Origin of the sequence: Endozoicomonas sp. NE40 (assembly GCF_040549045.1) — a bacterium.
Classification (GTDB): Bacteria; Pseudomonadota; Gammaproteobacteria; order Pseudomonadales; family Endozoicomonadaceae; genus Endozoicomonas_A; species Endozoicomonas_A lisbonensis.
On sequence record NZ_JBEWTB010000002.1, the window covers coordinates 4230414 to 4246763 of the forward strand.

Below are 16350 nucleotides of genomic sequence, written 5' to 3' on the forward strand. Positions count from 1 at the left end.
CGGGGCTTTCGTGAGCCTGCTCAGCAGAAATGATTAAAGTGCTTTAATCGCTTCCATCTGTTCTTCCAGCTTGGATCGGGCATCAAGGGCGTCAGCCAGTTTGGCTTTCTCCTTCTCGACCACGGCAGCCGGTGCTTTGCCGATAAACTTCTCGTTATTCAGCTTACCTTCAAAGCGGGCGACTTCTTTAGCCAGCTTGTCAATTTCCTTGCTCAGGCGGGCAATTTCAGCGTCCTTGTCAATCAGGCCAGCCATGGGAACCAGCACTTCCATGGAGCCAACCAGGGCAGTCGTGGACATAGGTGCTGCTTCACCATCAGCCAAAAGACGAACGTCGTCCAGTTTGGCCATTGCCTGCAGGAAGGTGCGATTCTCTTCCAGACGACTTTCGTCGTCAGCAGAGGTGTTACGCAGGATCACGTTCAGCGGCTTGCTTGGGCCAATGTTCAGTTCAGCACGGATGTTGCGGATACCGACAATAAAGTCTTTCAGCCACTCAATGTCCTGCTCGGCTTTTTCGTCGATCTTGCTCTCGTCACACTCAGGGTAAGACTTCAGCATCAGGGTATCGCCTTCAACGCCCGCTTCTGCCTTGATGTTCTGCCAGATTTCTTCGGTGATAAATGGCATAAACGGATGGGCAAGACGCATCAGGGTTTCCAGAACACGTACAAGCGTACGACGAGTGCCTCTTTTTCTGGCTTCTGGTGCTTGTTCGTCCCACAGAACCGGTTTAGACAGCTCCAGATACCATGCACAGTACTCATTCCAGATGAAGTCATACAGATTCTGGGAAGCGTGATCCAGACGGAAGTCTGCCAGGTTCTTTTCGATCTGGGTTTCCAGACGTTGCAGTCTGGAGATGATCCAGCGGTCAGCCAGGGTCAGCTCAATGTCTCCACCGGTCGCTTCCGACGTCCTGTCTCCCGCGACACTGGTACTTCCCTGTACGGCTTTCTGACCACAGTCTTCACCCTTCGTGTTCATCTGCACGTAGCTGGCAGCGTTCCAGATCTTGTTACAGAAATTGCGGTAGCCTTCCAGGCGCTTCATATCCCAGTTGATATCACGGCCGGTGGATGCCAGCGAGTACAGGGTGTAACGCAGGGCATCGGTGCCGTGGGCGGAGATGCCGTCTTCGAAGGTTTTGCGGGTGCGCTTTTCAATCTTTTTCGCCAGCTGTGGCTGCATCATATTGCCGCAGCGTTTTTCAACCAGGCTTTCCAGATCAATACCGTCGATCATATCCAGCGGGTCCAGAACATTACCCTTGGACTTGGACATTTTGTCGCCGTTCTCGTCGCGGATCAGGCCAGTTACATAAACGTGCCTGAACGGAATGTGCGGGTTGCCGTCTTCGTCTTTCATAAAGTGCATGGTCATCATGATCATGCGCGCTACCCAGAAGAAGATAATGTCAAAACCTGTCACCAGTACATCGGTCGGGTGGAAGGTTTTCAGGCGGTCGGTCATTTCCGGCCAGCCCAGGGTGCCAAAGGTCCAAAGGGCAGAGGAGAACCAGGTATCGAGAACGTCGTTGTCCTGCTTCAGCTCGATGTCAGCAGCGATATTGTGCTTCTGGCGAACTTCTTCCTCGTTGCGGCCTACAAATACGTTACCTTCGTTGTCGTACCAGGCTGGAATGCGGTGACCCCACCACAGCTGGCGGGAAACACACCAGTCCTGAATGTCACGCATCCAGGCGAAGTACATGTTTTCGTACTGTTTTGGTACAAACTGGATACGTCCGTCTTCTACGGCTTCAATGGCAGGTTCTGCCAGAGGTGCGGCGCGCACGAACCACTGGTCGGTCAGCATTGGTTCGATGACCACGCCGGAACGGTCGCCGTAAGGTACCATCAGGTCGTGATCCTTGATCTCTTCCAGCAGACCGAGGTCGTCCATATCGGCAACAATGGCTTTACGGGCAGCAAAACGCTCCATGCCGTGATATTTTTCAGGAATGAATGTATTGATGCTGTCGCTTGCGGTGCCGTCGGTATTGAAGGTTTCTGCCGCGTCGCGGATGTCACCGTTCAGGGTCATGATGTTGATCATGGGCAGGTTGCAGCGCTTGCCGACTTCGTTATCGTTGAAGTCATGGGCCGGAGTGATTTTTACACAGCCGGTGCCTTTTTCCATGTCAGCGTGTTCGTCGGCAACGATGGGGATGCGACGGTTCACCAATGGCAGCAGGATATCTTTGCCAATCAGCGCCTTGTAGCGTTCGTCTGCCGGGTTAACGGCGACACCGGTATCGCCCAGCATGGTTTCCGGGCGGGTGGTGGCAACAACAATATGGTCTTTGCCTTCTGAGGTTTTCTCACCATCGGCCAGCGGGTAACGCAGGTGCCACATGTGGCCTTTAACGTCTTTGTTTTCCACTTCCAGATCGGAAATGGCGGTGTGCAGTTTCGGGTCCCAGTTGACCAGACGCTTGCCACGGTACAGGAGATCATCTTCGTACAAACGTACAAAAACTTCCTGAACCGCTTTATAGAAGCCCGGGTCCATGGTGAAGCGTTCGTTGTCCCAGTCTACGGACGCACCCAGACGACGCAGCTGGCGGGTAATGGTGCCGCCGGATTCTTCTTTCCATTCCCAGACTTTGTCCATAAAGGCTTCACGGCCGTAGTCGTGGCGGGTTTTACCTTCTTCAGCCTGGATTTTTCGCTCAACAACCATTTGCGTGGCAATACCTGCGTGGTCTGTACCCACCTGCCACAAGGTGTTACTGCCTTTCATGCGCTGATAACGAGTCAGGGCATCCATGATGGAGTCCTGGAACGCATGCCCCATGTGGAGGCTACCGGTCACGTTCGGCGGGGGGATCATGATGGTGTAAGGGTTGCCTTCACCGGAGGGAGCGAAATAACCTTTTTCCTCCCAGGTTTGATACCAGGTGCGCTCGATAGCGTGCGGATTGAACGTTTTTTCCATAACTACAGGATTCTTGCGGGTAGGGTAATAAGATAAACAGCGCATTATACATGCAAATGGTTGAGGTCTGTAAGGGTGTATTTCTGAGGCTGGCCGTCACATTGACTGATAGCCTGCAGAGGAAGGTTTTTTAAGGATATAAAGCTTAAGAGAGTTGGTTTTGTTGAGCTTTATTTTGGCAAGGTTTTGTTTGCTGTCACGTCTTATGATGTTCGGATTATCGTGGTTTGAAGGGTTTTGGACAAAATGTGAGACCATGAAAAAACGGTCATTCTGCTCAGCGACAAATAGATAATGATGATCACCTGAGGTCAGGTATATAACGCTACGGGTATCTAGCAACCCCCTGATCTGACGACAGATATTGCTAGGATCATTGATGTTCACGTGATCCAGTTCATAGCCAACAGACAACAGGATTGCATTTAGTGTGTTTTCATAGTCTTGTTCAGTGTCTGGTATTTCTGAAAATAAATCGAAAAAGGACATAAACGCATCATTTAAAAGGGTCAATATTGAGTTGTATGCCTGGCTGGTACTACTGATCTGCAAGTTTGACAGTCCAGCGATAATACCGAGAATGTCAGAGGATTGAGGGCTTTCGTTAACGCGTTGTGAAGAGGTTGCCTGCATTGAATGTCCTGCTCCTGTGAAGGCTGGTTGTTTAGGACGGTTTTTTCTATTTACGCAGCGTCCGTAAAGGCCTGAAGGTTCGTTTGTAGCAGGAGTGCCGTCAGTATTGAGAGCGATCAGGTCTGTGTCCACGGAGCCGGCGCACGAAGCCGTATTTATTGTCCCGGTTGTCATTCCGGAAGGGTTTTGAGTGGCATTCTGGCAAGGTGGTCTTTTACGGTCTGAATCGTACGATGACTCGTCTTCGCTGTCTGAACCATCCAGAGGCGGTGCTTCAAAGGAGCTTGGGTGATGTGTGTAGCTCAACCTTTGAGGATCCGGGCTGGAGTAACTCCTGAAACAGTCACATTGGTCCGTCTCTTTCTTGCATTTCTCACAGAGAGAGGCATAGGAAAAAAGCGAGATACAGCAAGCCGTAATAAAAATTATTGTCAGTCGCATATCTGCAATCGCCTCACAAAAACGGCAGTCTGGCTATGCACCTGCGGGTTGAGATTCCAGTTCTGTTTTATTGGCATTCTTTTATAGGCACTGCTTAACGGTGAGTTAGCCTCCTTCGAATCTGAACGAAAACTGGAGGCAGTGTTATTATTAAGCGTGCAGTCAAGTAGGTAACTTCAAAGACGTCAACTTTTTTATATGCGTAAAAGTCAGCGAATAAAACAAATCGACCAGTGCCTGTTGTTCAGCCCGGAGCAGGTGGCTTTTGGAAACTGTCATGCTTCGACACTGGTTATATTGCCTGACGGGAGCAAACTGGTTGCTTTTTTTGCAGGCAGTGGGGAGGGGAGCAGTGATACCACCATCTGGCTGGTACGGCAGCGGTCAGGTGTTTGGTGCAAGCCAGAACTGATTGTAAACAGACCGGGCGAACCCTGCTGGAATCCGGTGTTGCATTTTCACGACGGTGTTATCTGGTTGTTCTACAAGGTAGGGGCGGATCCACAGTGCTGGGTGACAGAAGTCATGCAGTCATTCGACCAGGGAAATAGCTGGTCTGCAGGGCAGCCGTTAATCTCTGGTACTAAAGCACCACGAGGTCCGGTAAAGAATAAAATACTGTGCCTGAATAATGGTGACTGGCTGGCTCCGAACTCTGTTGAGGCTGGTTGTCGCTGGGATGCCGGGGTTGATCGTTCTCAGGATCAGGGGGTTACATGGTCAGAAAGCGTTGTCCCGTTTACTCATCGACTTTCTGAAACTCATTTGCCTGAATGGGAGGGGCTGGTGGCGGGTGTTCTGTGGGAAAATGACACCAGCGCGTCGCTTCAGTGGGATGGGGTTATTCAACCTTCTTTATGGGAGTCGCAGCCCGGATGTGTCCACATGCTGATGAGAAGTACCCGGGATGTTCTTTTCCGAAGTGATTCAGCGGACGCTGGCCGCCAGTGGTGTGAGGCTTACCCAACGTCACTTCCCAACAACAACAGTGGTATTGATCTGGTGAAAGCTGGTGATACCCTTGTACTCGCCTATAACCCGGTGTCCGGTAACTGGGGGATTCGAACGCCTCTTTCTGTTACCTTATCGCAGGACAATGGCGAGGCCTGGTCTTCACCCTTTCATCTGGAAGTAGCCGCAGGCGAGTACTCGTATCCTGCTGTTGTTTATCAGGGTGGGTTGTTGCACATCAGCTATACATGGAACCGATGTTCTGTTGCCTACCGGTGTTTACAGCTGGTGGCTGAAGATCAAACCTGATCCGGAGCGGTAGGCTTCCAGCTCGTACTCATGTCGGTGAATCTATGGCTCCCACGGCGAAGTGGGAGGTTCAGACACAGGCTGGATTTCATCAAGCAGTTGTTCAAGATGACTGTTCAGCTCTTTACTCAGGCGGCTTTCAATACGAACCAACTCTTCATCAATCAGATTGCGAATCAGGCGACGGCCTTCAGTGCGGAGCTTATGGCGCAGTTCGGTGGTGCTGTCGTCATTGTTATCGTTACTGTTAATGTTGCCGGGGTCACCCAGGTTAATCACGGCTACGGTTTGTCGCCCTGACTCTGCCGGTGTTTGTCCGTCAATCACATCGGTCAGCAGAGGGATGTTCTCGCTGGCTTTTTCAAATGCGCTGTTTTTATCCAGCAAAACTTTGAGGCGTTCCAGTTCGTTTAACAGGTCGCTGGTTTTTTCAGTATTCAATGCTGACCTCCTGCAGCAATATCGTGCAGTTCAGGTTTAATACCGTCGTTTTTGTAATCACGAAATTTCTGTCTCAGGGCTTCTACAGGTCCCGGGCTCTTATCAACAATTTCGCAGGTACGGTGGAAATTTTTATAAAAATCAGGAATACCTGATGAGAGGTTGATCAGCAGAGCGCCCTCAATGTTGCCAGGGTCAGTATGTCCGAGAGTGATGGGGGCATTGCTCTCACCGTTTTTTATTTCAGAGTGAGTGATTTCATGGGGCAGAAAGCGCTCTTCCCGCCACTCCCATAGCAGGCGATCCATGGTTTCACACTGAATGGCATTGTCTGTATGAATGTGTACAGGCATGCCGGAACGCCACGCCTTGTCGGTCAGGCGACAGGCGAAGTCTCGTACAGCCCTGGTAGACTGTTGTTGCAGCAGGTAGAAGGTAACTCGAGGCATCGCCAGAGTGTAATCGGAAACGGGCAGGGAGGAAAGGTTGAAAGTATTCGGGCTTCCGGTATTGCTGCGATCAGGCTGAGTTGTTGTGGCAAGTTTGCCGCTGGCTCAGGTGACGGGAACCTTTGGCTGGGATGGTTTCTTTATTACCCTAAGTACCTGCGCATTGCTGATGCTGGTTGTTCTTTTGCCATTTCTTCGGTCAGAAAAAAAACTGTGCCTGAGTTACCCCGGGCACAGATATGGCTATTAGTAAGCCGTTATAGCTGATTCAGCAGATACTGAGCCAGCATCGGCACTGGCCGGCCACTGGCACCTTTGTCCTTGCCGGAAGACCAGGCAGTACCGGCAATATCCAGATGCGCCCAGGGATAGGCTTCTGTGAAGCGGGCCAGGAAGCAGGCAGCGGTGATAGTACCGCCGGGGCGACCACCAATATTCGCCATATCGGCAAAGTTGCTGTCCAGCTGGGCGTCGTACTCATCACCCATTGGCAGTTGCCAGGCTTTGTCGGCAGCGTCGTTTGAGGCGGTCAGAAGTTGCTCTGCCAGTTCATCGTTGTTGCTGAGCATACCTGTGGTGTGATGTCCCAGGGCTATCACGCAGGCACCAGTCAGGGTGGCTACATCGACAACGGCTTTGGGCTTGTATCGCTCTGCATAGGTGAGAGCGTCGCACAGTACCAGACGACCTTCTGCATCAGTATTAAGAATTTCGATGGTTTTGCCGGACATGGAGGTAACAATATCGCCAGGACGGGACGCAGTGCTGCTGGGCATATTTTCCGCAGCGGCAATCATGCCCACAATGTTCAGGGGCAGCTCTAATTGCACGATGGTGTTCATCACACCCAGTATGCTGGCAGCACCACACATATCGAACTTCATTTCGTCCATGGCGGCGCCGGGTTTCAGGGAGATGCCTCCGGTGTCAAACGTGATGCCTTTACCCAGCAGTACAATGGGTTTGTCGCCTTTCTTGCCGCCTTTGTAATCCATCAGGATCAGTTTGGATTCCTGGGCGGAACCGTTACCGACCGACAGCAGGGAGTTCATGCCGAGCTTTTTCATGTCGGTTTCGCCCAGGACTTTGGTCGTTAACCGGGTGTTGCCTTTTGCCAGCTCTTTGGCCTGATCCGCCAGGAAAGTTGGGTGGCAAACGTTGCCGGGCAGGTTGCCCAAGGTGCGGGCAACATTACGACCTGAGGCGATGGCTTTGCCCTGTTCAACCGCGTCTTTGGCGGGTTTGCTGCCTTTGCGGTCAGTGAGGATCGTGACTTTTTTCAGTGCAGCAGCCGGGGCAGGCTTACTCTTGAACTCATCGAAACGGTAAAATCCGTATTCAATGGCTTCAACCAGCTGGCGGACTTTCCAGAAGTGATCCCGGTCAGCCACCTCGATATCGTCTACACAGATCATTGCGTCTTTAATGGTGCCGGATTTCAGCTGTGCTGTGATGGCCTTGGCCACTTTCAGAAAGTCTTTTTCCTTGATGGCAGACTTGCCTTCGCCCGTGGCAACCAGTAGCAATTGTTCACAGGCAGCCTCGGGAACGACGGGCAGCAGAACCGTTTTACCGGCTTTATACGTCAGGTCTCCCCGTTTCAACACAGAGGAGAGCAAGCCGTTACTGACCTTGTCGATCGCTGAAGCAGAAGGCGATAAACCCGATTGATCGGTCGTAATGACCAGTAGCCCGGTTTTCTGTTTGGCCACTGCGCCGCTTTTTACAACAAATTCCATGAACGCTCCTGTTGGACGTAGATCCTGTCATGTTCGCTTCTGTTAACACTGAGCCTGACGGGCGATATCAGTATTTTATGCAGTCACATCTACACACTCAGGCTGTATTGATAGATAATGACCTGATGGAGTATTTGACCAGAGCACAGTTCGGATGTGAAATTTTTCAGTCGTCTGTCTTGAGTCCGGCAGACGGCTGAGCCCCGAACTGTTGAATAACTGCTCCGGAATGTAGTTTAAATGGTTACTGTTGTTTTGACGAACGCTTGTTTCGGAAAAAGTGCTTTGGAAAAGCGCTTCGGAAAAGCACTCATCAGAATGCTCGTCGAAAACAGTAACAGACCCTTATCAGCTATCGGAACTGTGAAAACCGATCATGCCTTCGATTATATTTCGATATTTGGCCAGAGAGATGCTGCAGGTCATGCTGGCAGTCACTGGCGTTGTTTTGCTCATTATCATGAGTGGGCGTTTTGTAAATTATCTGGCACAGGCCGCCAGCGGCTCTCTGAATGCCGACTTTCTGTTTGCGATCATGGGCTACCGGTTGCCCGAATTTCTGGTGATGATCATTCCACTGGGTTTATTTCTAGGCATTATATTGGCTTATGGTCGTTTATATGTAGAAAGTGAAATGACGATCCTGGGAGCGACCGGCATGAGCCAGGGTCAGCTGTTGCGCATGACCATGGTTCCGGCCCTGGGCGTGATGGTGGTGGTGGCTGTACTGAGCCTGTTTGTTGCCCCGAAAGGTATTCAGCAGGTAGAAATGCTGTTGACCAAACAGGACGCCATGACCGAGTTCGACACTCTGGCCCCCGGTCGTTTTCAACTGTTGGAAGGTGGTAACCGGGTGACGTATACAGAAGCCCTGAGCAGTGACCGCCAACAGATGCAGAAGGTGTTTATTGCCAGTCGTACTGACGACATCAGCAGTCCGGCCATGTCGCTGGTTCTGGCAGACAGTGGTCGTATATCAACCGTAGAAGAGCAGGGGCAGCGTTACCTGATCCTTAATGACGGTTTCCGTTATGATATGACCCCCGGTATGGGGAATGTTCGCATCATTGAATATGAAACCTACGGTTTGCGCATGGAAGAACGCACCATTAATGATGAAATCAGTCGTGAACAGGCACTGCCCACAGGCGAGCTGATGAAATCGGATGATACTCGCCTGATTGCTGAACTGCAGTGGCGCCTGTCTCTGCCCCTGCTGGTACCGATTATTGTTTTGCTGGCTGTGCCTTTGTCCCGGGTGAATCCTCGTCAGGGGCGATTTGTGAAATTACTCCCGGGTGTACTCTTGTATCTGTTTTATCTGGCACTGCTGATGTTTGCCCGCAGTGCGGTAGATGATCAGCGTATACCGGCGACGATAGGCGTCTGGTGGGTGCATGCAATCTATCTGGCCATTGGCCTGTTTATGGTGTCGCAGGAGGCGTTGCAATTGAAGCTGGGACGGAGTAATGCCAATGCGTAAGCTGGACCGTTACATTGCATGGAATGTACTGGCGGCCATGCTGGTGGTTCTTGTGGTTCTGGTCATGCTGGAATCACTGTTTTCATTTCTTGGGCAGCTGGACGATGTCCGGGCAAACTATGAGCCACTGGATGCCCTGATATATACCATTATGCTAATGCCGAAGAAGGTCTACGAGTTTATACCTGTATCAGCCATGATCGGTTGCCTGGCAGGGCTGGGCAGTCTGGCTTCCAACAGTGAGCTGGTGGTGATGCGGGCAGCAGGGGTGTCGCTCTGGCGCATGGTCTGGTCAGTGATGAAGCCGGCTCTGCTGATGGTTGTGGTGGGTACGCTTATTGGAGAATACGTGTCTCCGGTCAGTGAACAGATTGCAGAAACCCAGCGTCGTATTCTCAGGTCTTCTCAGGGCGTCTATTCCGGTGAGGGGGTCTGGCACCGGGAAGGCAATGAATACATGTATTTCAATGCTGTTGAGCCTAATGGTGTGCTCTATGGTGTCAGCCGCTACAAGTTTGACGAAGGCATGCGGTTGCAGGAAAGCTCATTTGCCAAACGCGCGATCTATCAGAAAGACCACTGGTTGCTGGAAGATGTGGTAACCAGTCGTTTTGATGGTGAGAAGTTTGTTGAAGAAAAGGCGACGATTCAGCCCTGGGATACCAGCCTGACCACGACCCTGTTGAAAGTGGTGGTCGTCAATCCGGATGCGCTTTCGATTTCAGGGCTGAAAACCTACACGAATTATCTGGAAGATCAGGGACTGGATTCGGGTGAGTATGACCTTGCGTTCTGGAAAAAGGCGCTGCAGCCCCTTTCAATCTTTTCCCTGGTACTGGTTGGAATATCGTTTGTCTTTGGTCCACTGCGTTCTGTGAGTATGGGGTTAAGAATTTTTTCCGGAGTGGTGACCGGAGTCATTTTCATGATTGTTCAAAGCCTGCTGGGGCCTTCAAGTCTGGTATTTGGTTTTCCGCCCATCCTGTCAGTACTGTTTCCAATCAGTATCTGTATTTTGATTGGTGCCATGCTTCTCAGGAAAGCAGCCTGACCGAAACGCTGTGCGGCGGTATCTCCAGATACCGCTGTCAGTAGACGAAGCTCAAAATAACTGTGGGTCGTTCAGCTTTATTATCCTGCATAGACACGCAGACCTTGCACTGGGTCAGAAACGATAACCCCTTTGGTGACGGTGTTGTTTTCCAGATAGTTGTCTGTTTCGGGTTTGTTCAACGGGTATGGGTACAGGTTGTAAGGCTTTCTTCATATCCTGTGGAACGGGAAGCAGCATTGCCGCCAGGGTGGCTCTGACTGAGCGAATGGCTTTTTGCAGCGAAGTGATCATGGCCTGTTCCTGAAAGTTATGGCACTCACTGAATGCCAGGTCATTGTTTCAGCGCTAAACGGTCATGCGCTTCGTTGATTGTAATCTATGTAAGTAAGAATACTAATATGTATTTCGGCATTTATCTTTTTGTTTTGTAATATTTAGTAATAAAACGCTGGTCCGGTGCTTTACAGGATCGTTTTATCTTTCTGAACAGGGACATGATATGTACCTGACCGTGAAGCATAATCCTGCCAGCTTTTTTTATTCCTGTCCCAGAGAACCCAGATCATACCAATACATCCTGCCAGTACTGACGGTATGGCCACAAGAAAGCGCACAATCGCCTGCTTCATGGATATTTTATTGCCGTTCTCATTAAGGATGTGTATACGCCAGGCCTGCATGCCTAATGTCTGGCCTTTACGGGTCCAGAAATAGCTGAAAAAGCAGAAAACAGTCAGAAACAGGGCTACGTAGAAGGCGGGGCTGCCCAGTGACTTGCCGCTGTCGGTCATTTGTTTAAGCTGGTCTGCGCCATAGAGCTTCATCAGGATGCCAAGGTTAAGAAAGCCAACCAGAAAACACAGTGAGATGACCAGAAAAGTGTCATATAACATCGCTGCCAGCCGTCGCCACAGCGGGGCAGGCTTCATGGTTATCTGTTGCTTCTGCATGTGTACTCCTGTATTCAACACGCACTATTTATAGTCAGCCAGTTATCGTCAGCCAGTTATAGTCAGCCAGACCTAGTCGCCAGTTGTATTGTGAATCAGGTTTATGATTTTGAACAGACATTCAAATCAATTATTGGTTTAAAAACAGATTTGACGGCGGAAAAGTGCTGGCACACCGCTTTTTCTGTCAGTTTCGGACAAGAGGTTGATGCAACAGAACCAGAGGATACCAAGGCTGAGCTCGATTTATCCGGGGAGGAACGGACTGTTAAACAGGTACTGACGTTTACAAACATAAGGATATTGCTACATCAATATGTAAAATTCCACACTTGCAGCAAATTCTTATATCCCTAAAGTACCGCTCTCAAACTGACTGCATTGTAATAAAACCGTCAAAAATGACTTTTGCAATGTAAAGTACCCTCCGGGTCGATCCGGGCGGGTAACGTTAACTTGAGAAATCCGGGATTTCTATGCAAGCAACGAGTGCTTCTGTCGAGAACAGAGCCGTAACGAACTCTTTCCTGCCCTGGCTGGCTGTACTGGGTCTGGTATACACCCTGCTGGTAGCCGTAGGTTTGATTGGAGATGGCTTCAAGTGGGCTGCAGGGGGCGAAGACGGTGCGGCTGCACTGTTTGAGTTTGCAACCAATCCATTTATGGGGCTGATTGTTGGTACCATGGCAACCGCTATGGTGCAGTCTTCCAGTACCGTGACCTCTATTACAGTCGGCCTGGTTGCTGCAGGTCTGCCGGTAAGCACCGCTATTCCGATGATTATGGGTATCAATATTGGTACCACCATGACCTCGACCCTGGTGAGCCTGGGTAGTATGGGTAAGCGAAATGTGTTCCGTCGCTCCTTCTCTGCTGCGACAGCGCATGGTTTCTTTAACCTGTTTGCGGTTGTTCTGTTCCTGCCTCTTGAGATGGCCACTGGCTTTCTGGCGAAATCCTCGGATTATCTGACGGATCTGCTGTATGGCGGCTCCAGCACGAACATGGGTGGTTTTGACTTTATCAAGCCGCTGATTAAACCCGTTACAAACGCTTTTTCTAATGTGGCTGAAAGTGTACTGCCCGGAATGTCTGGCGGTATTGTGCTGGCACTTATCGGACTTGCACTGACGTTTATGTCCATCAGCCTGTTGGGCAAGATTCTCAAGCAGCAGATGGTAGGCCGTGCCAAAGATCTGATGCATAAAGCCATTGGCAGTGGCTCTGTTGGCAGTATTGCTTCCGGTGGGCTGATTACCTTCCTGGTTCAGTCTTCCTCTACCACCACCAGTCTGGTAATTCCTCTGGTTGGTAGTGGAGTGTTCCGGCTGAAGGATATTTATCCGTTCACACTCGGTGCCAACATCGGTACCTGCATTACCGCCCTGCTGGCTGCGTTTTCCCTGAGTGGTCCTATGGCGGCTGCCGGTCTGCAGATTGCACTGGTTCACCTGCTGTTTAACGTATCCGGTGTATTGCTGATTTATGGTGTACCAGCACTGCGTGGTATTCCTTACCATGCTGCCCGTCGTTTTGCACAAATTGCCAGCCGTCGCAAATCCGTTGTCTTTGGTTATGTGTTTGGTGTCTTCTTTATCGTACCGGGTCTGTTGATTCTGCTGACCAGCTGATTAACAACTGTCCACTTTATCAAGCAGACAGGGTTTCCTGTCTGCGCTGTCTGAAAACGTCACACGACGTTGGGAATGCCCTATGAGTGATCTGAAACAGTACAAAAAGCAGAGAAAGAAACTTAAGCAGGAAATCAAGGCAACCGAGGCACACCTGGCACGACTGAAGCAGGAGCTGCGAACCCTGAGAGAAGGGCAGCAGCACCAGGTCATTGAAGAAGATCTGGATCAGTTGATGGAGAGACCATCACTGTTTAAAAACCTGATGAAGCTTTTTGATAAACAGCCGTGAGCGTTTATTAAAAGCCATGAGCGAATAAATAATAGTGTTTTTCAGGCAGCAGACAGCTGCCTTTTTTGTATCCCGGTATTTTCTTTGTCTATTCTTTGCAGAACTGATTTACAGGGTGTCTTAGCATGTTCGACACAAAAAATTTTGCAGAGACTTATTCTCAGAGTAAAGAGCATCACCCGTTCCGAACGGATATGGAGCGTTACTCGATATTGAGCTGGCTTGAGCCGGTGGAAGGTAAACGGGTTCTGGATCTTGCCTGTGGGGCAGGTAATTACAGCCGGATGTTCTGTCGGCTCGGTGCAAAGGAGGTGACGGGGGTTGATTCGTCTGTGGAGATGATCAATTCTGCTATGAGTCACACACCGGAAATAATGCCTGTCGCCTACCACACCCTGTCTGCTGAAGATTATGCCAGCGATATTCCTTATGATCTGGTGTTTCATGCCTACCTGTTGAACTGCGCCTCTTCACCAGAAAAACTGTATGAGCTTTGTCGTGTACTGTATCGGAATCTTGGCACTGGAGGTCAGATGCTGGGAATTATGGGGATGCTGGGACACTACCCTTCAGGAAGAAGAAACCCCAGTGGCTGCTATGCGGCCTATCAGGGGGGGCTGTCCGAGGGCGACGGCTATACGATTTTTTTTCCGGGTCAGCAGAAGGCGGTTAATCATTACTGGCGTCGCAGTACCTGCCATTCTGCTCTGGTAGAAGCGGGGTTCTCGGATATTTGCTGGTACCTGCCTTCAGACAACCGCAGTCATCAGATGTCGGCTGATGACTGGGTTGAGCTTGAAAATAACCCTGTTTTTATTGGTGTCAGCGCAACCCGATAGCGTCACTCTTAAGTCCGAAAGGCTTCTGGTTTATGTAAAGTGATTGCCCTGTCGTAGCAGTCCAGCGAGCATTCGCCACACCCTGTACACAGGGTTTCATCTATCTGCACCCGCTGGTCTTCAATGCGGATTGCATCTTTTTCACAGGCATCCATGCAAAAGTCACAAGGCTGGTTCAGGGTGAGCTGGCAGTGACCGCTGACTCTGGCTACTGCCTGTATACGACGACCATCTTCTTTATCCAGAGCGCCCGTTGGACATTGGTCAACGCACTGGCTGCAGAAAGTACAGCGACCGTAATCCAGCGAGAGAACAGGCAATCCCTCTAACACGGGATGGCTTTCCTCTGACCGACGAATCACCCGTTGTGGGCAGGTGTCGATACACTGGTTACATCGATTGCACAGTGCCAGAAATGTCTGGTTATCCTGCGCCCAGGGGGCGCGCGGATAGATCGACTCAGGCAGTTCAACCGGTTTAGGCTTTACCAGTCGGCGGAACAATGCCCGACGGTTGGGGGAGGCCAGTTCTTCTGGATTATTCATCGATACAGTCTGACAATCCGGCATTCAGCTTCTGTCAGGGCGGCCAGTTGCTCAAGGCTGCCTTTTACCAGCTGGCTGATGCCACGGTACACATCGGTTTGTGCATTGTCGTACAGTACTTCCAGAAAGCGGGGAGCCCAGGTCAGTACATGTTCACTTAAGAAATCTTTTAACACGGCACGCTGGGTGTCCAGGCAGGCGCTGTCAGGTTCTGTTTCTACCATTTTGGCCAGACGGTCAGCCATAAAGGCAAACATCAGTCCCAGGTGGTCTTCCGGTTCCCGTGTGCCCGTGTCTATTTCAACGCCGCAGTCCCGGTAAAACTGTTTAACCGCAAGGGTAGGTTCGCCACACAGAGTCTGTTCTTCGGTCAGATAGACAGAAGCCCATGGGGCTGCTTTAAGTTCTCCCGGACCCACAAACAGCTCTGCATAATCGGCCTGAATAGTACGAATGGCTTCCGGAGCTGACGACTGCAGACCTCTGGCAATCAGTGCCAGTCCATCGTTTACATCATCAAGGGCATCGCTGTCCTGCCCTTGATCGGCAAGCTGTTTCAACTGCTCCAGAAACTCAACGTCAGGTGTCTGATGCAGGCACTGGTAAATCAGCTGACAGGAAAACTGGAAGTCCGCCAGAATCATCCGGGCTTCGTTGGTCATGGTTATTTCTCGTTAATCAAAGTGTTAAGTGACAGGTTCTGCTGAAAATAACGTCTGGGTGTTAACCCTGTCGCCTTTTTAAAACGGTCGATAAATGCGCTTTCGCTGTTGAACCCCACCTGATGGGCCGTTGCCGATATGGATTCGCCAGCCGCCAGATGCTCAATGGCAGCCAGTAACCGTATTCTCAGGCGCCAGTCCCGATAGGTCATGTTGATGTCGTCATTAAAGCGTCGTGCCAGTGTACGGCTGCTGGTTCCCAGTGCTTTCGCCCATTCTTCAAGACTTTTCTGATCATCCGGACAGACCAGAAGATGCTGCTCCATCTGTAAAAGAAACGGATCTTTCGGTTTTGGCAGGTGGATCTCGTTTGCGGGTGACAGGTCTATCTGTTCCAGAATAACGCTCATCAGTCGTCCATCGGGACCTGCATAGTCGTAACCTTTGGGAAGATCCGGCGCATGACGCAACATTTCCCGAAGCATTGGGGAAATGTGTACCAGTCCGCAGGACTTTGCCTTGTTAGGCAGGGCGCACTGGGTCAGGAACAGGCTGCGCATTTCGACAGTACCTCGCATTTTTACCGCATGCCGGATTCCGGCGGGTATAAACAGGGCGTTATCCGGACTGACAACGTGTACGGAGGTGTCTGTTAATACGGTGATAACACCGGTTGACGGATAAAGCAGCTGGTTCCTGCCATGGCTGTGCCAGTTAAGCTGATAACGGCTGGGATAATCCCATTTCAGGGCAACGACGTCTCTTGGGACTTTTCCGATAAAGGCTTCGCGTTCAAGATGTTGCTCCGGGGGAAGATTATCGGGGAGTGTCTGAATATTGATAGTTTCTGGCGCATTGGTCGCTATTTTTTCAGGGCTCATGGTTTTTACACTCAACGATGCAATGGCTTGCAGAGATGTCACGTTCTTTTTTACTAAAAGGCACCGCTGATAAAAATAAAATCCGTACTAATACCAGCGCTACTTATCCA

At 50.6% G+C, this 16350-nt stretch carries 16 protein-coding genes; 6 read left to right on the top strand and 10 right to left on the bottom strand.

The window, feature by feature from the left end; translation table 11 throughout:
* Window positions 1-33: 33 nt before the first annotated feature.
* Together V5J35_RS20200 and V5J35_RS20205 are read right to left on the bottom strand one after the other, a co-directional pair.
* Window positions 34-2940: a valine--tRNA ligase gene (locus V5J35_RS20200; RefSeq protein ID WP_354008860.1), complete on the bottom strand. Its 2907-nt coding sequence runs from the start codon at window positions 2938-2940 to the stop codon at window positions 34-36.
* 96 nt (window positions 2941-3036) lie between these two features.
* Complete coding sequence (locus V5J35_RS20205; RefSeq protein WP_354008861.1) at window positions 3037-3705, bottom strand: hypothetical protein; 669 nt, start codon at window positions 3703-3705, stop codon at window positions 3037-3039.
* A gap of 507 nt (window positions 3706-4212) precedes the next feature.
* Here V5J35_RS20205 and V5J35_RS20210 point away from each other — a divergent pair.
* Window positions 4213-5274: a sialidase family protein gene (locus V5J35_RS20210; RefSeq protein ID WP_354008862.1), complete on the top strand. Its 1062-nt coding sequence runs from the start codon at window positions 4213-4215 to the stop codon at window positions 5272-5274.
* Between the two features lie 42 nt (window positions 5275-5316).
* Here V5J35_RS20210 and V5J35_RS20215 read toward each other — a convergent pair whose 3' ends face one another.
* From V5J35_RS20215 to V5J35_RS20225, 3 genes are all read right to left on the bottom strand, one after another.
* Window positions 5317-5715, bottom strand: a complete 399-nt coding sequence (locus tag V5J35_RS20215) for a hypothetical protein (RefSeq protein WP_354008863.1) — start codon at window positions 5713-5715, stop codon at window positions 5317-5319.
* Window positions 5712-6164, bottom strand: a complete 453-nt coding sequence (locus V5J35_RS20220) for a DNA polymerase III subunit chi (protein WP_354008864.1) — start codon at window positions 6162-6164, stop codon at window positions 5712-5714. The genes V5J35_RS20215 and V5J35_RS20220 overlap by 4 nt, the downstream gene beginning before the upstream one ends.
* 257 nt (window positions 6165-6421) lie before the next feature.
* Window positions 6422-7903 carry a leucyl aminopeptidase gene (locus V5J35_RS20225; RefSeq protein WP_354008865.1) on the bottom strand — a complete coding sequence of 494 codons (1482 nt, stop codon included), beginning with the start codon at window positions 7901-7903 and terminating at the stop codon, window positions 6422-6424.
* Window positions 7904-8279: 376 nt separating this feature from the next.
* Here V5J35_RS20225 and lptF point away from each other — a divergent pair, with 376 nt between their 5' ends.
* Both lptF and lptG read left to right on the top strand, forming a co-directional pair.
* Window positions 8280-9386 carry an LPS export ABC transporter permease LptF gene (gene lptF / locus V5J35_RS20230; RefSeq protein WP_354016482.1) on the top strand — a complete coding sequence of 369 codons (1107 nt, stop codon included), beginning with the start codon at window positions 8280-8282 and terminating at the stop codon, window positions 9384-9386.
* Window positions 9379-10437, top strand: coding sequence for an LPS export ABC transporter permease LptG (gene lptG, locus V5J35_RS20235; RefSeq protein WP_354008867.1), 1059 nt, complete (start codon window positions 9379-9381; stop codon window positions 10435-10437). Before lptF ends, lptG begins: the two co-directional genes overlap by 8 nt.
* A gap of 114 nt (window positions 10438-10551) precedes the next feature.
* Here the strand turns inward: lptG and V5J35_RS20240 are convergent, their stop codons facing one another.
* Entirely contained in the window at window positions 10552-10731 is a 180-nt protein-coding gene (locus V5J35_RS20240) for a hypothetical protein (protein ID WP_354008868.1), read from the bottom strand.
* Between the two features lie 170 nt (window positions 10732-10901).
* Complete coding sequence (locus tag V5J35_RS20245; RefSeq protein ID WP_354008869.1) at window positions 10902-11390, bottom strand: RDD family protein; 489 nt, start codon at window positions 11388-11390, stop codon at window positions 10902-10904.
* 476 nt (window positions 11391-11866) lie between these two features.
* Between V5J35_RS20245 and V5J35_RS20250 the strand changes: the two genes are divergently transcribed.
* The 3 genes from V5J35_RS20250 (at window position 11867) to V5J35_RS20260 (ending at window position 14152) form a co-directional block, all read left to right on the top strand.
* Window positions 11867-13021, top strand: a complete 1155-nt coding sequence (locus V5J35_RS20250; protein WP_354008870.1) for a Na/Pi symporter — start codon at window positions 11867-11869, stop codon at window positions 13019-13021.
* Between the two features lie 82 nt (window positions 13022-13103).
* On the top strand, window positions 13104-13313 hold the full coding sequence (locus tag V5J35_RS20255; RefSeq protein ID WP_354008871.1) for a hypothetical protein: 210 nt from the start codon (window positions 13104-13106) through the stop codon (window positions 13311-13313).
* 125 nt (window positions 13314-13438) lie between these two features.
* On the top strand, window positions 13439-14152 hold the full coding sequence (locus tag V5J35_RS20260) for a class I SAM-dependent methyltransferase (protein ID WP_354008872.1): 714 nt from the start codon (window positions 13439-13441) through the stop codon (window positions 14150-14152).
* 8 nt (window positions 14153-14160) lie between these two features.
* Here V5J35_RS20260 and V5J35_RS20265 read toward each other — a convergent pair whose 3' ends face one another.
* The 3 genes from V5J35_RS20265 to V5J35_RS20275 are packed head-to-tail and all read right to left on the bottom strand — an operon-like array spanning window position 14161 to window position 16282.
* Window positions 14161-14697 (bottom strand): 4Fe-4S binding protein, encoded by a 537-nt coding sequence (locus V5J35_RS20265; RefSeq protein ID WP_354008873.1) that lies wholly within the window; start codon window positions 14695-14697, stop codon window positions 14161-14163.
* Window positions 14694-15359, bottom strand: coding sequence for a TorD/DmsD family molecular chaperone (locus V5J35_RS20270; protein WP_354008874.1), 666 nt, complete (start codon window positions 15357-15359; stop codon window positions 14694-14696). The genes V5J35_RS20265 and V5J35_RS20270 overlap by 4 nt, the downstream gene beginning before the upstream one ends.
* 2 nt (window positions 15360-15361) lie before the next feature.
* Entirely contained in the window at window positions 15362-16282 is a 921-nt protein-coding gene (locus tag V5J35_RS20275) for an AraC family transcriptional regulator (RefSeq protein WP_354016483.1), read from the bottom strand.
* Between the last annotated feature and the right edge of the window lie 68 nt (window positions 16283-16350).